Origin of the sequence: Bosea sp. OAE506 (assembly GCF_040546595.1) — a bacterium.
Lineage (GTDB): Bacteria > Pseudomonadota > Alphaproteobacteria > Rhizobiales > Beijerinckiaceae > Allobosea.
In genome coordinates this window covers 603,615-618,873 of record NZ_JBEPOB010000001.1, presented here as the reverse complement: position 1 = coordinate 618,873, position 15,259 = coordinate 603,615, and the positions used below count along the sequence as shown (strand labels likewise).

The following is a 15,259-nucleotide window of genomic DNA, read 5'->3' as shown; positions in this document are numbered from 1 at the left end:
CGCAACTTGCGTATATGGCCTGTCATATTTCGCCATAATATTTGTAAAAGTTTTACCATCGCGCATTTTGAGGCTTATGTATTTGAATATGTCTTGAATGTTTATAACAATTACGTATCACGCACTTGGTAATTTACGATCTGTCCGTGCCCGATAAAGATATCGGTCGACAGGGTCGGCTCGGCTGCTAAGGGTGGCACACAGCATCGTCGCAGGCCGGCGGGTCGAATCGGGACGCACCTATGAGCAAGGGTATCGCCTTCATTCTGTTTGCGATCAGTCTGGTGACGGTCGCCGGGTCGCAGATCCTGTTCAAGGCGCGGCTGACACCGCTGGGAGCTGAATTCGCCAGCTTCCGGCCGATTCTGCCGCTGGTGCAGCGCGTCCTGTCCGACCCGCTGATCTGGGCCGCTGGCGTCCTCGTCCTGATCGGGGCGTCCTGCTGGTACATCTCGATGACCAAGCTTCCGATCAGCCTGATGCTCCCCCTGGCCAGTTTGATCGGGCCCTTCACCGCGATCGCAGCCTATTTCATCCTCGGCGAGACCTTGTCCGCTGAGAAGCTCGCGGCCATCGGGTTCATCGTTGTCGGCGCGTCCTGGCTCGCCTGGCTGGGCGTCTAGCCGCAGGGGGCCTGCGGAACCCTGGTTGCGTTGAGGACGTCTCACCCATCCTGCTTTGCCGTGACATGCGATGGCTTCGCCACCGCCTCAACGCAAAGTGCGACGGCGGCCAGGCGCCAATTCCCGTCTCTCCGAAGCGCGCGAGCGATCCGCCTTACCGAGACACGGGATCGGGACCTGATGGCGCGGCCGGACGCTTGTGTTTGCGCGCAAGAACAATCCGGGATCCGCCGAGCGGGAAACGGATGCCAAGCAGCGTAAGAAACGCTTCCACGCGCAGCACCGACTTCAGAATGGCGTTCACGAGCCGAGGCGGTTCGAACTCGTCGGTTACCCCTTGAGACGGTGCGGCCGCATCCGGTCTGCGCTTCCGCCGGAGCGCGCGGCTGAGGACGAAGATGGGAAGCAGCAAAGCGCAGTACGACCCTGAAAACACGACCTCGAAGCCGGACGCCGCGAGTTTTCCCTCAAGTTCGCCGATCGCATAGCGACGCTTGTGAAACGCAATGTCGTCGCTGGCGCTCCAGAGCCAGGGGTGCTGTGGAACCGCCAGCAGAACGGCGCCGCCGGGCTGAAGGGCGGTATGCATCGCCTGCAGCACCATCTCGTCCTCCTCGATGTGTTCGACGACATCGAAGGCGCAGATCAGATCGAAAGCATTGCAGGCATTGATGTGCCGCGCATCCATCTGGACGAAGTCCACGTTGGAGCGCATTCGGTTGCGTGCGAAGGCAAGACCTGCCGGATGCAGCTCCGAGGCGACGAAGCGGGCGCCGGGTCGTCTCCGCACGAGCTCGGAGAGAACGATGCCGTTGCCGCAGCCGATTTCCATGATGCTGCGGGCATCACCGCAATACTTGTCGACCAGTCCGCAGAGCAGATAGGTCCTCGGCACGAACCAGAAATGGCTGTCCTCAAGGGCCGCAAGCTGGCTGAACGCCGCCGGATCGAACCCCGTCAGCGTGTCTGCCAGCTCAGGCGCCAGCAGCGGGACGCCGTCCTGAGCCGGCGGAGCATGTCCGCACTGCAGGCAGGCAAAACCCTCTGGCCAGATGGCCTGCCCCGGCTCTATTGCGTGGTGTGCGCCGCAAACGGAGCAGATCCGCGCGCCCTGCGCCGGTGATGTCGCACCGGGCCCGGACCTCTGGGCTGGCTCGGACGTCGGATGCGGGTTCATTTCAGCTCTTCCGGCAACGCAGGCCTTCCGGTGTTGCTCTGCTCGGAAGGGTTGGCCAGACCATCGACGCGCACGAACCAAGCCTTCATCGCGAATGCGGGCTGTTCGACGGTCAGTGACCGCGCGACGGAGAATGCAAGTCCAGCCTCGCGCAGGCTGGAGAGCGCCGATTCCAGATCCGACTGGCTTTGACCGAGCACAACAAGTGTCTTCGGGAGGCCGCCGATCAACTGGGCTTTCTCGGCTGCATCAATCGGACGGATCTCGAAGAGAAACGTGGATTTATCCCACAGACGCAGCGCTGCTATCGTATCCAGCACATCCAGATGCAGGACTTGATCGCCAAAACGCAGCGGGCGCGAGACAGGTGCGCCGTCTCCCGATCTGGTCTTGAAGCTGGACCGGTTGAACCAGAAGGCCAGACGCTGTCCGCTCTGCTCTTCGATCTGCAAGGCGCGATGGACTATCACGGCTGTCCGGAACACGGTCTTGTTGTCGACCCGGGCTGCGGATGTGTAGGCGCGGCGGGTATCCCGATTCATCGCGACCGCGGTGGTGCAGACGACGAACAGGGCTGCAAAGCCAATCGCCCTCGTCCTCGATCTGAGCAAAAGCAGGCAGGCCAAGGCTGCAGCCATCACGATCATGACGAGCGTGACCAGTCCGTCGAGCCGATCCCACCGCGACCAGAGCAGGGGTGCCAGCCAACAGGCCGCAGCGAAACCCAGGCTCAGCCCACCCGCCCACATGGCCCGCCGGACCGCTGCGGCCGGCAGAGAGAGGTGAGCTGCACCAGCCAGTGGCAGGATCGAGAACGGCATCGCAAACGCCGCATAGAACGTCGACTGGCTGGCGCTTCCGCCCATCACCACATCGTAGAGAGGCAGCAGCAGGATACCAGAGATGCCCGTGCCCAGAGCCAAGCGATTGCGCCGGTCCCGAGGCGACAGGCGGTTGGCCATCAGCAGGCACAGTGCGAGGATGAAGAACGGAGCGGCAAAAACGCGCGTCGCCGACGGAAGCCATTCCGCGAAACCGGTTCGGTACTTTGCGCCCAAGCCGCCTCGCGAGAGTTCGATGATTGGCCCCAAAGTCGCGAATGCATCCGGGCCGAACCTGAGCTGGTTCAGGGCCAGGACAAAGAAGAGCCAGGTCGCCGCAATCCCGAGCAGGCCGGCTGCGATGAAGATCAACCAGTTGGCCAGCACCGCCTCATAGCGGAACCAGGCGAAAGCGAGGATCAGAAGGCCGCCTGACGCGCATGCGAACGGATGTGCCAGGGCCGCAAGCATAAAGCTGGCACCCACGAGAACCAGCCAGCCCGGCCTGAGCGACTGCGACCAGGCAGACAGGCCGGCCAGCATCACAAGCAGGTAGCAGAGTGCGCTGATATCGACGTAGCCCGATGTCAGGATCATCAGATAAAGTGGGTTGTATGCAATGCATGCAACCACGAGCGCGGCCACCGCGCGGTCCCAGAGCAGCCGACATGTCACATGGATTGAGACAAGACACGTGACATGGAACGCGACAATCAAGGTCAGCCAGGCTTTCTCTGGCGCCAGGAAAAGATGCAGCAGGTTTGCCGGCAATATGTAGGAAACGCGGGCGGCGTGGTAATTCCAGCCGTGAGTTTTGACCAGGCCGAAAAAGTCGAGCGCATAGCCGAGGTAAAAGCCGCTATCGACCCAGCCTGGCGGCAGAAATCGCTGTATCGGGGCGGTGAAGAAAAAGATCAGCGGCAATGCGACGGCAACGACAAGATCACCTGCCAGCAGGGTTAGCCGTGGTCTGTCGATCAGGCCTCGGACCGCCCTCCACCAATCGATGATGACGGGAGCCAGCAGCGCGAGCGCCACGCATCTGACGCCGATCCGAACGCCTTGTCCTTGAAGATCCGCCAGCAAATCCAGCCGCCAGAGGGCGAAGCAGAGGAACGTGCCCAGGACCGAGAGGGGCCTGAGATATCGCGCTGATGCGGCGGCCGTTGACCAAAAGACAATAGCCGGAATGCAGAGGAGCGTTGCACCCAGAACCCGGAGCGGTCCGAGCGTGCGGGTATCCACGCCCGGCAAGGCGCCCTCCGAAAGGACGACGAGAGCCAAGATCAGGCACGGAATCGCGGCTATGCTTGAAAGCCGAGGGCTTGAAGCAAGATCGCCACCTCGCTTCGTTCCTGGCAAGGGAGGCACGCTATCGGCGGCTAGCATTCAAAATGGGTTCCTGCAATAAGGTGCCCACAGGGCCATCAGGCCAGTTAGCGGGGTTGAGAGGTCTTGGCAATACATCCAGTAGAGATCAGCGTCGTGGTGCCTTGCTATGGTTGTACGGGAACTCTTGAGCCACTTTACCAACGCCTAGTCGCGACTTTATCTAAGCTAGTCCAACATTACGAAATCATCTTTGTCGATGATCGTGGCTCTCAGGACCAATGGCCCATCCTGTCTGGCATCGCAAGTCGTGACGGGCATGTGCGGGCGATCCGGCTTTCTCGGAATTTCGGCCAGCAGATCGCGATCACCGCTGGTTTGGCGCATGCTCAGGGCCGATTTGTCGTGGTCATGGACTGCGATCTCCAGGATCCCCCGGAAACGATCCCCGAATTGTGGCGGTCAGCATGCGCCGGCAACGACATCGTCTTCGCCAGCCGTGTCGGGGGAGACCCCAAGCGGCGCCGCTTTCTGAACCGGCTCTACTTTCATGTGATGGCGGCTGCCACCGGGTATCGGATCGATCCCGGCCAGGGGTCTTTCAGCATGATATCGCGAAAGGCCGTCGACGCCTTCCTGCAGTTCAGCGAGAAGGAGCGCCATTATCTGTTTATTCTGCGGTGGCTCGGCTTCACCACGTCTTCAATCACCTATGAGCGTCATGACCGGACGATTGGCCAGTCGAGCTACACGTTCGCCAGTCTGATCAAGCATTCAATCCAGGGCTTTTTCTTCCAGTCCACGGCGCCGCTGCTATGGATCATGTGGACCGGGCTGGTCTGCGCCGGATTCAGCATGCTGTCGGGTCTTTTTTTCCTGGTCAACGCCCTGCGGGGGACGCCCCCCGAGGGCTTTACCGCACTGATCGTGGTGCAACTGCTGATCGGCGGTCTTCTGCTGACCGGTATCGGAACCGTCGGCCTCTACATCGCGCGGATTTTCGACAGCGTGAAGCGCAGGCCGCTCTATGCGGTCGATCTCATCCTTGGCGAGGGTCACGAAGGAGCGGCCGCAACGACCAGGGTGGCGGAACCGATCGCGGCGCCGCTTGAACCGCGTCGGACGGGCCCGTGACGCCGGTTGCGATGTCACGGGCTCCCGGCCCTTTGACGGCGTCGCATTCAAGCCTTGCAACATGTCGGCAATGCGATATGTCGCTATCGCCCCGGCTGTTCGGTCATTTGTCTCTATGTCGCTTGTCAGGCACCGGTTTATCCATCGAACAGGGCAAGAGCGGAGTGCCGAAATGAACGCATCCTATCGCGGGATCATCTCGCACTACGAAGATTGCCTGAAGCAGCATGGTGAGGGCGCTCGCGCGGTCGACTGGAAGTCGGAGCAGGACGCCGCGATCCGCTATGATGTGATGCTCGGCCTGATACGTCCCGATCCGGCCCGGGTCTCGCTGCTCGATTTCGGTTGCGGCTTGGGCGGGCTGTACAATCATATCGGCGCGCGTGGAGGGCACCCCATCGACTACAGCGGGCTCGACGCCTCGAAGGATTTTGCCGAGGCAACGCAACGGCTTCTGCCGGGCGTGCCCGTCTACTGCCAAGACATCCTCGTCGACAGCTCCGGTTTGCCGCAGTTCGACTACGTCGTCATGAACGGGATTTTCACCCGCCGTCACGAAATGTCCTATGCCGACATGATGGATTACCTGCAGCGACTGCTGTCGAAGGCCTACGAGCATGCCCGCATCGGCATCGCCTTCAACGTCATGTCCCAGTTCGTCGACTGGGAGCTCGAGACACTCTTCCATGCCAGCGTGGCAGACGTGTCGGCCTTCATCGGATCGCGCCTGTCGCGCAACTTTACAATCAGAAACGATTACGGTTTGTTCGAGACGACTTACTACATCTACCGTGAGCCGACTTTCGCACGCAAATAACGGACAACGATCATGTCAGAACTGCCCTTGATTGTGTTCGGCGCCGGTGAAATTGCCGAAGTTGCAGCGTTCTATTTTGGCTTTGATGGCGGTCGGACGGTCTCGGCTTTTGCCGTCGATGATGAGTATGCATCCGACACACGATTTGCGGGCCTCCCGCTGGTCGCCGTCTCACAGGCGCTCAAAGATTTTCCGCCCGATCGGTATGACGCCTTTGTCGGTGTCGGCTATTCCAAGATCAACGGCATGCGCCAGGCGAAATGCAATTTTCTTCGCGAACACGGCTATGACCTGGCATCCTATATTTCGCCGCGGGCAACAGTGTTTCCGAGTTGCAGCTTCGGCTGGAACGCCTTCGTTCTGGAAGACAATACGGTTCAACCTTTCGTCAAGGTCGGCAATGGCGTCACGCTCTGGAGCGGGAACCATATCGGCCATCATGCCGTCATCGGCGACTTCGCGTTCATCTCGAGCCATGTCGTCGTTTCGGGCGGCGTTTCCGTCGGCTCGCGCACGTTCATCGGGGTGAATTCGACACTCAACGATCACATCAGCATCGGGGAGCGTTGCGTCATCGGATCAGGCTGCCTGATCAGCAAGGATGTGCAGGACGAGGGCGTGATGACGAGCGAGCCGGCGAAATTGTCGCCTGTTCCGAGCCGACGCCTGAAAGGGTTCTGAGATGCGTCTCGAGCGGCTTGGGCACGTCTTCTCGGCCCAGGATGGCCCGGACTGGATGGTATCGCACGCTGCCTACCCGACCCCTGTGCTGCTCGGGGACGGACGCCTGCGGATCTTCTTCAATGCCCGCGATGCGTCCAATCGCGGCCAGGTCGGGTGGCTCGATGTGGATCCGGCGGATCCGACCCGCGTTGTGGCGGTCAGCCAACAGCCCAGCCTGATGCCAGGGGCGCTCGGTTCCTTCGATGATCGCGGCATCTCGCTGGGTTCGATCCTTTCAACGAAGGACGGCCTGCGTCTATATTATCTTGGCTGGAACAAGTCCGCAGATGTTCCTTTCCGAAATGCGATCGGCATGGCGCTGGCCAGCGACGGGATCGGCACCCGTTTCGAACGCGTCTTCGCCGGCCCGATCCTCGACCGCAGCCGACACGATCCTTTCACGCTGAGCTACCCGTTTGTCGAAGCGCCGGAGCAGGGCGGTTGCTGGCGGATGCTCTACGGCACCAGTCGGAACGGTGGCATTCGCGAAGAGGCGATGAACCATGTCATCACCGAAGCCGTCTCGGATGACGGCATCGACTGGCGGCCCTCAGGGCTGGATACGATCGCACTCCAGTCCGGCGAGTACGGCCTGTCTCGGCCCTGGATCTTCACGCGTGAAGGCAACCGGTTCGCCGTCGTTTCCATTCGCAACGCGGCCTATTCGCTGGGATTGGTGGCCTGGGACCCGGCGCGCGCGGTGTGGATCAGGCAGCATGACCAGCTGCTGGGGCCCGATTTCGAGGCCTGGGAAGGTGGCGCACCATGCTACGGCGCGACCGTCGATGTCGGCGGGCGTCAGCTGATGTTCTATTGCGGGACCGGCTACGGCCAAACCGGTTTCGGCGTTGCGCAAATCCGGGATTGAGCATCGCTGGCTAGGCGGACGCGCTGGGCGGGCTGCCGGTCGTCACCTGGACGACCGCAGGCCCAGCCTGGTGCCGCCAATAACGGCGGTGCTCACGCGGTCTTGGGCTGCGAACAGCTCATGATCCAGTAGGTATAGGGCAGCCGCGGATTTTTCGCGGTATGGCCCTCGACGACGCCGAATGATGCCGTGGGGAGCGCATCGTAAGCCTCGGGCGTGCGCACGTTCTGGCCGCGATCCATACCAATGATCCAGCGCTCGAACATGCCTTGACCGTCGACATAGACGTTGTCGAGCGTCACGACGCGGCCGCCAGGCTTCACGACGCGGGCCAGCAGCCGGAACAGTTCCGCCGCCTGTTCGTCTGACATGTGATGCAGAACGGCCAGAACGATCGCCAGATCGACGGGTTCGACGCTGTCAGCAGATTTTTCGTCAAAGTAACCCGCATGCAAGGTCACATCGCGATGGGCCTGCTCGCGCATGCCCTGCGCGACATAGGACTCATTCGGCTCGAAGCCGATATAGGTGACGTCGCCGAGATGGTTGGCAAGCCGTCCCGTGCCGCAGCCGATATCGAGGATCCTCATACCAGGGGTCGGGCGCAGTTCATTCGCGACGAAGCGCTTGATGTTCTGCTCCGCCCCCATCAAGGACTGGAACGTTTCGTAAATCCACGGGAACCGCAGTAGGCTGTGAATCCCGCTCGTTTTCTCAGACATCGTCCGTTGTCCTGTCCTTGATCAGTAACAGCCCGTGTAACAGGCCGAGTCCTATGATTAAAGGGCTTATCAGCCGCAAGGCTATTGCACCGGCTTCTGCTGCAGACGGAGCGACGCCCATCCAGATCATGCCCTGCCGGGCAGACAGTTCCGCAACGCCCAGTCCGACCGGTACCATCGAGGCGGCGACCGAAATCGTCACGCCGGCAACCAGGCTTGCGCATTGCGCGAAGGTCAAGGCGACGCCGGAGCACGCGATCGTAAGCTGCCAGAGAGCGACGACGCTAAACCATTTTCCGGCCGTTCCGAACCCGACGACCAACAAGCGGGCTGCGGAGAGGTGGAAATCCGCGAAGGGCGAAAACAATCGCCCGAGGACTCCGTGCTTGAAGAGCCCGGCTGTCACACGTAGCGCAAATGGCACGATGCAAAAGCCGATCGCCATGACAGCGGCCGCTGGCGCCAGCCAGATCGCCTGACCCCCGCGCAAGCCTATCGCCGCGAGCGTCAGGATGGCCGCGAGGTCTGCGATCCTTTCCATGGCGAAAGCGGCGGTCAGCTTGTGCCAGCCGCCCGCGCCGGAATCCCGGGCGAGTTTCAGCTTCAGCGCTTCGCCGAGCTGGAGTGGCGTCAGCGCCGCGGTCGCAATGCTCAACGCGGTCTGCAGATGCGTGCGCCAGAGCATGCGGGGCGTGAACGCCATGCCCGCCACGGCCGTCCAACGGATCGTGCGCGTCACGAGAACGGCCATGCTGATGGGAATGCCCAACAGGATGAAGCGCGCATAGTCGAACGCCGCCAATGTCGTACCGATGCTGCGCCAGTCGAAGATCAGCAGGGTACCCAGGCAAGCGGCGACGCCGATCGCGATCGGCAGGAGTATCCGGATTTTCATCTGTTCATCCAGGCTGGCGAGCAAGACGATCGAAACCCTCGGCCGGGGCGTTTCTCGCAGAGACGATGGCGTCCCTCCGTCGACACCTTCACCGTCGCGTTTCGCTTCTCGTCCAGCATCCGGGTTGCGAGCCATGGTCGCGGCCGCAAGCGTCCAGCCTCGAACGGGATCAAGAGAGCACTGTCAGTGCGCGCGGGCGGAGATCCGGGCTTCAGGCTATCGCTCATCACTGGAACTCAGGTCCCGGCACTGGCCGGATCGCGCACAGACTTCCTCCGGGACATGGCTCATTGTTGAGTTATTGAAACGGTTTGCGTGGGGGGCGGCGGATCATCTGCCAAGGTGTCAGACGATCGACCGGATTGCTGCGCGTCTTATCCCGCAGGGTAACCCGTGTCCATCGCCTGTCCGTTCGGAGACGGGAGCATCCCAAGTGATCCGGGCCGGCCGCCCATCGCCCGCGCCCACTGCGACTGGTGACAGGATGTGACTCACGACCCTTCGTCAGCACCACATCCGCTCCGTCTCAGCCGGCATCGCAAGACCGGGCTGAACTGGTTCGACGAAACAGACCCGATGGCATGCCGCGATCGTCACCGCTGTCTGAGGGTCAGAGCCACCGGCTCGGAAAATCTGTTGCCGCTCTCGTCGACGACACGGATTTCGAGCGTCTTGGGCTCGCCGATCAGGCTGTTTGGAACAAGGGCCGTGACCGCTGCCCCGTTGGCGAACGTCTTGAGCGGCTTGCCATCCAAATAGAGCGTCGCATCGGCCGATACGGGACCGGATAGTTCGATCCAGATTGCCGAATTGCCGTCGGGTTGCGCGTTGAAGGCTTCGCCGGCAAGCGCGCTGTCTGGCCCATAGCGGAGAACGCGCAGGATCTCGCTGGACGCGTCGGGTTTGGGCGGGCTGGGCGGATCGCGCAGCCAGATCGTGCCCATGCCGAAAGGCACCGGATGGTAGGTGGCGCGGACGTGGTCCATGTAACGCGCCGCCCAGGCCTCGAAGCGGGAGGCCGGCGCGTTGGTCGGCGCCCAATCGAGCACAATGATCGCCGCTGGCCGTTCTTGCTGCGTCGTTTTGATCGCAAGGTCGATCCAGCCGGGATTCTGGCGCGGTGTCGAATCGTCGACATAGGCCTGTCTGCCGAGCAGCATCCGCCGCTCGTTCATGAAGATCAGGCCGGCGCAATAGGGCACGCAGATGATCCTGTCGCCCGGTGCGGAACTGGCCTGTATGGTGCGGTAAACCTTCCCATACAGAGCCTGCTCGGACGGTTTGAGAAGCAGGTCGACACCGTTGCCCGCCTTGAACGGCTGGTTCCGGTCGGCTCGCAGCGCCCACCAACTCATTGACGGCTCGGTTGTGCCATAGCCGAGAAAGGCCGTGAACTGAGCGAGAGCCAGGACCAGAATGGCAGCCTGCCCCGCCAGGCGCGGCGTCGCCCGTCCGATCGTGATCGTGTTCAGAATGCCGAACGAAACATAGGCGAGCAGCATTGCATAGGCATGTGCGAAGGCAACGAAATGTGGCCAGCTCGGCCAGAACAGCGCGAAATACGGCCACTGCACCGCAGTGATCAGGAACAGCGCAAGAAGGACGAAATCGGGGCGCCGGCGCTGACTGCGCACTGCGCTGATGGTCCACGCCAGACCGATTCCGGCCAGATTCAGAGCCGTAGAGTAGATAAGAAAGGCGAAAACGCGCTCCCTTGTGTCGGGGCCGAACAGGGCGCTGATCGGCAGGATGATCATGCGCGACGTCTCTTGCTCGGCGGGCGTGCTGCTCAAGCCGGTGCCACTGATGGTCTTGAGCAGGAAAAATCGGATCGCGCGCGGGTAGCTCGCCCAGTTTTCGAGAAGCGGCACGAGATAGCCGCGGCTCGCTGCGACAGCGGCTATTGGAACGAGCGCGACCAGCGTCAGCGCGATGAAGAGGGCTGTCTGCCGCGCCGCGCCGCTCGCCGCCGTCTTCCAGTCTGCATCATTGAACCAATTGCGGACAGCGATGAGGCAGATGGCGAGGCCCAGATAGAGCAGGCCAAAATCAGGCCTCATCTGAAAGACGACACCCACGGCCAGCGCGGTCAGAACAAGCGCGAGGCGATCCTGCCGCAATGGCGCCCGTGCCAGCAGGACGAAGGGCAGCGCGAACAGCCCCAGTGTGATCGACCGGACGACATAGGCTGAAAACGGGGGGACGAGCACGAAGCAGGCCGTGGCCGCGACAGCGGCGAGCGTGCTGCGAGTCGCGACCTTCACTGCCACGAAAATCAGCACCGCCGTCGCGACGGTGACGCCCTGCATCATGAGCAGCAGCGTTCCATAGTCCACCGGGCGGCCCCAAAGGACAATCTGGCCCAAATAGTACCACAGGGGCCCGTAACCTAGAAAGTCGGTTGGATTGGCGCCAAGGCGCAATTCGTAAACGGTCTGCGCGTAAAGACCCATGTCTCCCCAGTCGAAGCCGCGGGAAAATGTCTTAGACAGGCAATATAAAAGCACAGCAAAAATTATAAACGCAAAAAATTGCGGTGTTAATACCGCAAAGACAGGTTTTATATTTTTAAAACGAAAAAGAGAAATAAAAGTCACAGATTTTATTCTCTTTTAATTCCGTTTTGAATATCTGAAGTTAGCTTACGGATTTACGTATCTAGTTGTGCCGCGCCATGAATATGGTTGTATTCAAGGTGCATAGCCGGATTTTTTGTGTCCTTCCATTTGGCAAGGTCCCATGGTCCATTGGTCTGCGTGAAACGCGGCTGTCGGTTTTGGGTCCAGTCAGCGTCGTCATTGTGTCCACCGCTGTGCGCATCCACAGCCCCGGCTGTTCTTCTACGTCATAGCGGCCTCGTCATAAAGGCGAAATGGCTCGTTCCGGCGCTGCGCGTCTCAACGTGCCTTATTGGCGACGGCGTGGTTCAAAAGACCGAGATGTCCAGGCCGTGGCGGGTCGTTTCCCGATCGGCTGGCCAATCGGCCCTGTCGCGCGGCCGTCATCGGGTCGGCGTTGCTCACAGGCCGGCCGCGTCAGGCGGGACCGGTCTCATGACGCCGGTGGGGCGGCTTCGGCCCATTTCATTGAAAAATGCACCTCCCGGGCGCGAGGCCATCGTGACATTCGGCTCGCCCTGTGGTCTGGCCACCGGCTGGCGCTCCGCCCCTGGCACGATCAATCTGTTTGAGGAATTGCAATGTCGGCCTTCTGGCGATCCATATCCCGGCCTCGTGTCCTGGACATCGCCATGACGGCGTCGCTCGCGCTCCTCGTCATGGGCCTCGCCAGGACGGATGTCCTTTCGCCGGTCGGCTGGTCGGCGACGACCGTCAAGGCCGTCTGCGCAGTCGGCGTGTCCGCGCTGACGGCTGTCGCGGCGGCCCGGCTGCTGCAGTCCCGGTTCCATGTATCGGGTTGGGTCGTGATCGCGCTGGCAGGCGTGTTTCTGGCGGCCGGGCTGTTTGGGCCCGCCGCGACAGCGGTGGTCGCGATGCTGCTGGTCGCTTCGGCGATTGCCGGCACGGCCGTCACCAGCGCCGCCGCCCGGGACGCATCGTCAGGGTCCGAGCCGTCCTGGCCGATGGCTCAGCGCCTGAGCATCGGCCTTGGGCTCGTGACCATCGCCGTCACGTTCCTCAGCCCGTTGCGAGTCAATTTCCCGCTGGTGCATCTGGCCATGCTGGGCCTGTTCGCGGCACCGATCCTGCGCGCCGACATCCGCAGGCGGCTGAGGTCTGACTGGGCGGAAATGCTCCGCCCGGTGCAGCGCTCGCAGGATGGGGTGTCGCGGCCCTGGTTGCTGCTGTGGAAGGTGATGGCGGTCGCGCTGACGCTGTTCTTCATGCTTCATGCCGCTCTGCCGGAGCGCTACCACGATGCGCTGGCAGTGCATCTCTATGTCGCCTCCTATGTCGCGTCGCATGGCGAATGGTCCTACGATCCCGGTCTGTTCGTGTTCGCGGTCATTCCGCTCGCTGCCGATTTCCTCTACGCGCATGTCTATCTGTTCGCCGGAGAGCCGGCGGTCAAACTCGTCAACCTCGTCACCGTCCTCGTCATCGCCGCTCTCGTCCGCGGTGCCGTCGCGCGTCGCTACGGCGCTCCCGCGGGCTTGATCGCAGCGCTGCTGTTCGCCTCCATGCCGCTGACGCTCGTGGAAAGTTCCTCGAGCTTCATCGAGAATCCGCTGACGATGTGGATCACCGCCGCTGCCGTGATCATTCTGGATCGCGGCCGAGGCCTGACCCTGCGCGGGCTCGCCGCCGTCATGATCGTGCTCGCGGCAGCCGCGCTCAGCAAGGTGCATGGTGCGATCGCGGCCGCCATGCTCGGAGCGCTGGCGACCGGCCTCTGTCTCGCGACGCGTCGTCGGCCCATGGAATGGCTCGGCCTGGCCTGCTGCGGCGTGCTGGGCGCGATCACGGCCTTGTCGACGTATCTCCACGCCTTCTGGATCACCGGGAACCCTGTCTTCCCCTTCTTCAACAACGTGTTCAAGTCACCGTTCTATCCCCCCGTCCAGTTCGTCGACACGCGCTGGATCGGTCGCTTCAAGCCCGACATGCTCTATCAGGCGACATTTCAGTCACCCCAGTTTCTGGAAGCCTATAACGGCGCGCTCGGGTTCAGTCTGATGGCCTTCCTCGCGGCGGCGCTCGTCGCCGCAGCAATCTACAGGCAGATGCGCTGGCTCGCGCTCGTCTTCCTGGGCTTCATCTGCGTGATCGGTTTCAGCACGCAGTATCTGCGCTACTTCTATCCCGCGCTGCCGATCGCGTTCCTGCTCGTCGGGGCCATGGCCTCGCTGTATCTGGCGCGGCCCCGCATGGCGCTCGTCTTCAACCTCGTCGTCGTCGCCGTCCTTGGCCTGAATGTCTACAAGCTCAATGCCGGCGGCTGGATCATGGCGAGCTATGATTTCAGCGTGCTGTTCGATCCGCAGAAGGCCAGGCGCTACGAACAGGCCTTCGTGCCGGAGAAGACGCTCCTGCGGCTGGTCAACCAGCTTCAGGGCCGCAGCTCCCGCGTTCTCCTGAGCGGGGTCAGCTCGGCTGCGCCGCTCGAGGGCACTGCGCTCTATACCTCGTGGTACAGCAAGGATTTTTCCAACCATGGTGCGGCTGCGGCATCGGGAGCCGACGTCGAGGCCTATCTTCGGCTGGTGAACCCGACCTTCATCGTCCATCGCTCGCCACCGGAGCCGAGCTATCCCTTCCATGCCCTGCTCGACGCCGAGATCAACCGTTTCGGGCGCAAGATCGCAACGCTGGGACCGGTGGCGCTCTATGAGGTGCGTCTCCCTTGACGGTCGGAAGGGCGAGGTTCATCAACGCGCCTCACTCAGGCGGAGCCACGTGACCATGGGACTTGCCGATCTTCTGCGCGAACCCGCACTGGCGGGCGTCGATGTCGACGGTGTCGAGCGCATGCATGCGCATCGCGCGATCATCGATCGCAAGCCGATGATCCGTGAGGTCTTTACAGAAATCCACCGGCTGATGCTGGATCTCGAGGCGGAGTATCTGACCGCTCCGGGCCTTCGTCTCGAAATCGGCGCGGGTGTCTGGCCGATCCGTGAAAGCGATCCGGGCGTGCTGGCGACTGATGTGGTGGCGGCTCCGCATCTCGACCGCGTGGTCGATGCCCAGGCCATGGATTTTGCCGAGGGCAGTGTCCGCAGCGTGTTCGGGCAGCATTGCTTCCACCATTTGCCCGAGCCGGAGGCATTCTTCTCCGAGCTGTCGCGGGTCTGTCCGTCCGGCGGCGGGACCGTGCTCGTGGAGCCGTATTGGAGCCCGGTCGCCGATCTCCTGTTCAAGCGGCTGTTCGCCAGCGAGGATTATGACAAGACGGCAGCGGGCTGGACCACTACGGGGAGCGGCGCGATGAGCGGCGCCAACCAGGCGCTGAGCTACATCGTTTTCGAACGGGACCGTCAGCGCTTCGAACGCCTGTTCCCGGAGCTCGAAATCGTTCACCAGGGGCCGGTCGCGAACCATGTCCGTTACCTGCTCTCGGGAGGGCTAAATTTCCGCCAGCTCGTCCCGGATTTCATGGCCGGACCACTGAAGGGGGTCGAAACCCTGCTCGGTCCCATCAACCGTGTACTGGCGCTGCACCACGTCATCGTCCTGCGCAGGCGATAGA

Annotated in this window: 12 protein-coding genes; 7 read left to right on the top strand and 5 right to left on the bottom strand. The window is 62.1% G+C overall.

The window, feature by feature from the left end; all coding sequences use genetic code 11:
- The first annotated feature begins 242 nt into the window (after positions 1-242).
- Positions 243-623, top strand: a complete 381-nt coding sequence (locus ABIE41_RS02985; RefSeq protein ID WP_192643338.1) for a hypothetical protein — start codon at positions 243-245, stop codon at positions 621-623.
- 154 nt (positions 624-777) lie between these two features.
- Here ABIE41_RS02985 and ABIE41_RS02980 read toward each other — a convergent pair whose 3' ends face one another.
- Together ABIE41_RS02980 and ABIE41_RS02975 are read right to left on the bottom strand one after the other, a co-directional pair.
- Positions 778-1,800 carry a class I SAM-dependent methyltransferase gene (locus ABIE41_RS02980; RefSeq protein ID WP_192643337.1) on the bottom strand — a complete coding sequence of 341 codons (1,023 nt, stop codon included), beginning with the start codon at positions 1,798-1,800 and terminating at the stop codon, positions 778-780.
- The gene (locus ABIE41_RS02975; RefSeq protein ID WP_192643336.1) at positions 1,797-3,905 is read right to left on the bottom strand and encodes a hypothetical protein; all 2,109 of its coding nucleotides are present in this window, start codon (positions 3,903-3,905) and stop codon (positions 1,797-1,799) included. Before ABIE41_RS02975 ends, ABIE41_RS02980 begins: the two co-directional genes overlap by 4 nt.
- Before the next feature lie 201 nt (positions 3,906-4,106).
- Between ABIE41_RS02975 and ABIE41_RS02970 the strand changes: the two genes are divergently transcribed.
- The 4 genes from ABIE41_RS02970 to ABIE41_RS02955 all read left to right on the top strand — a co-directional run bounded on the left by ABIE41_RS02970 (position 4,107) and on the right by ABIE41_RS02955 (position 7,492).
- Positions 4,107-5,084, top strand: coding sequence for a glycosyltransferase family 2 protein (locus ABIE41_RS02970; protein WP_192643335.1), 978 nt, complete (start codon positions 4,107-4,109; stop codon positions 5,082-5,084).
- Between the two features lie 172 nt (positions 5,085-5,256).
- On the top strand, positions 5,257-5,901 hold the full coding sequence (locus ABIE41_RS02965; RefSeq protein ID WP_192643334.1) for a class I SAM-dependent methyltransferase: 645 nt from the start codon (positions 5,257-5,259) through the stop codon (positions 5,899-5,901).
- Between the two features lie 12 nt (positions 5,902-5,913).
- A complete protein-coding gene (locus ABIE41_RS02960) occupies positions 5,914-6,582 on the top strand; it encodes an acetyltransferase (protein WP_192643333.1) in 669 nt (222 codons plus the stop codon).
- 1 nt (position 6,583) lies between these two features.
- Entirely contained in the window at positions 6,584-7,492 is a 909-nt protein-coding gene (locus tag ABIE41_RS02955; RefSeq protein ID WP_192643332.1) for a glycoside hydrolase family protein, read from the top strand.
- A 92-nt stretch (positions 7,493-7,584) separates the two neighbouring features.
- On the opposite strand, the gene ABIE41_RS02950 is transcribed toward ABIE41_RS02955, so the two are convergent.
- From ABIE41_RS02950 to ABIE41_RS02940, 3 genes are all read right to left on the bottom strand, one after another.
- Positions 7,585-8,214: a class I SAM-dependent methyltransferase gene (locus ABIE41_RS02950; protein WP_192643331.1), complete on the bottom strand. Its 630-nt coding sequence runs from the start codon at positions 8,212-8,214 to the stop codon at positions 7,585-7,587.
- The gene (locus ABIE41_RS02945; RefSeq protein ID WP_192643330.1) at positions 8,207-9,133 is read right to left on the bottom strand and encodes a lysylphosphatidylglycerol synthase domain-containing protein; all 927 of its coding nucleotides are present in this window, start codon (positions 9,131-9,133) and stop codon (positions 8,207-8,209) included. The genes ABIE41_RS02950 and ABIE41_RS02945 overlap by 8 nt, the downstream gene beginning before the upstream one ends.
- A 569-nt stretch (positions 9,134-9,702) precedes the next feature.
- Entirely contained in the window at positions 9,703-11,706 is a 2,004-nt protein-coding gene (locus ABIE41_RS02940) for a hypothetical protein (RefSeq protein WP_192643329.1), read from the bottom strand.
- Positions 11,707-12,359: 653 nt separating this feature from the next.
- On the opposite strand from ABIE41_RS02940, the gene ABIE41_RS02935 reads away from it, so the two are divergent.
- Together ABIE41_RS02935 and ABIE41_RS02930 are read left to right on the top strand one after the other, a co-directional pair.
- Positions 12,360-14,417: an ArnT family glycosyltransferase gene (locus ABIE41_RS02935; RefSeq protein ID WP_192643328.1), complete on the top strand. Its 2,058-nt coding sequence runs from the start codon at positions 12,360-12,362 to the stop codon at positions 14,415-14,417.
- A gap of 55 nt (positions 14,418-14,472) precedes the next feature.
- On the top strand, positions 14,473-15,258 hold the full coding sequence (locus tag ABIE41_RS02930; RefSeq protein ID WP_192643327.1) for a class I SAM-dependent methyltransferase: 786 nt from the start codon (positions 14,473-14,475) through the stop codon (positions 15,256-15,258).
- Position 15,259 lies beyond the last annotated feature (1 nt).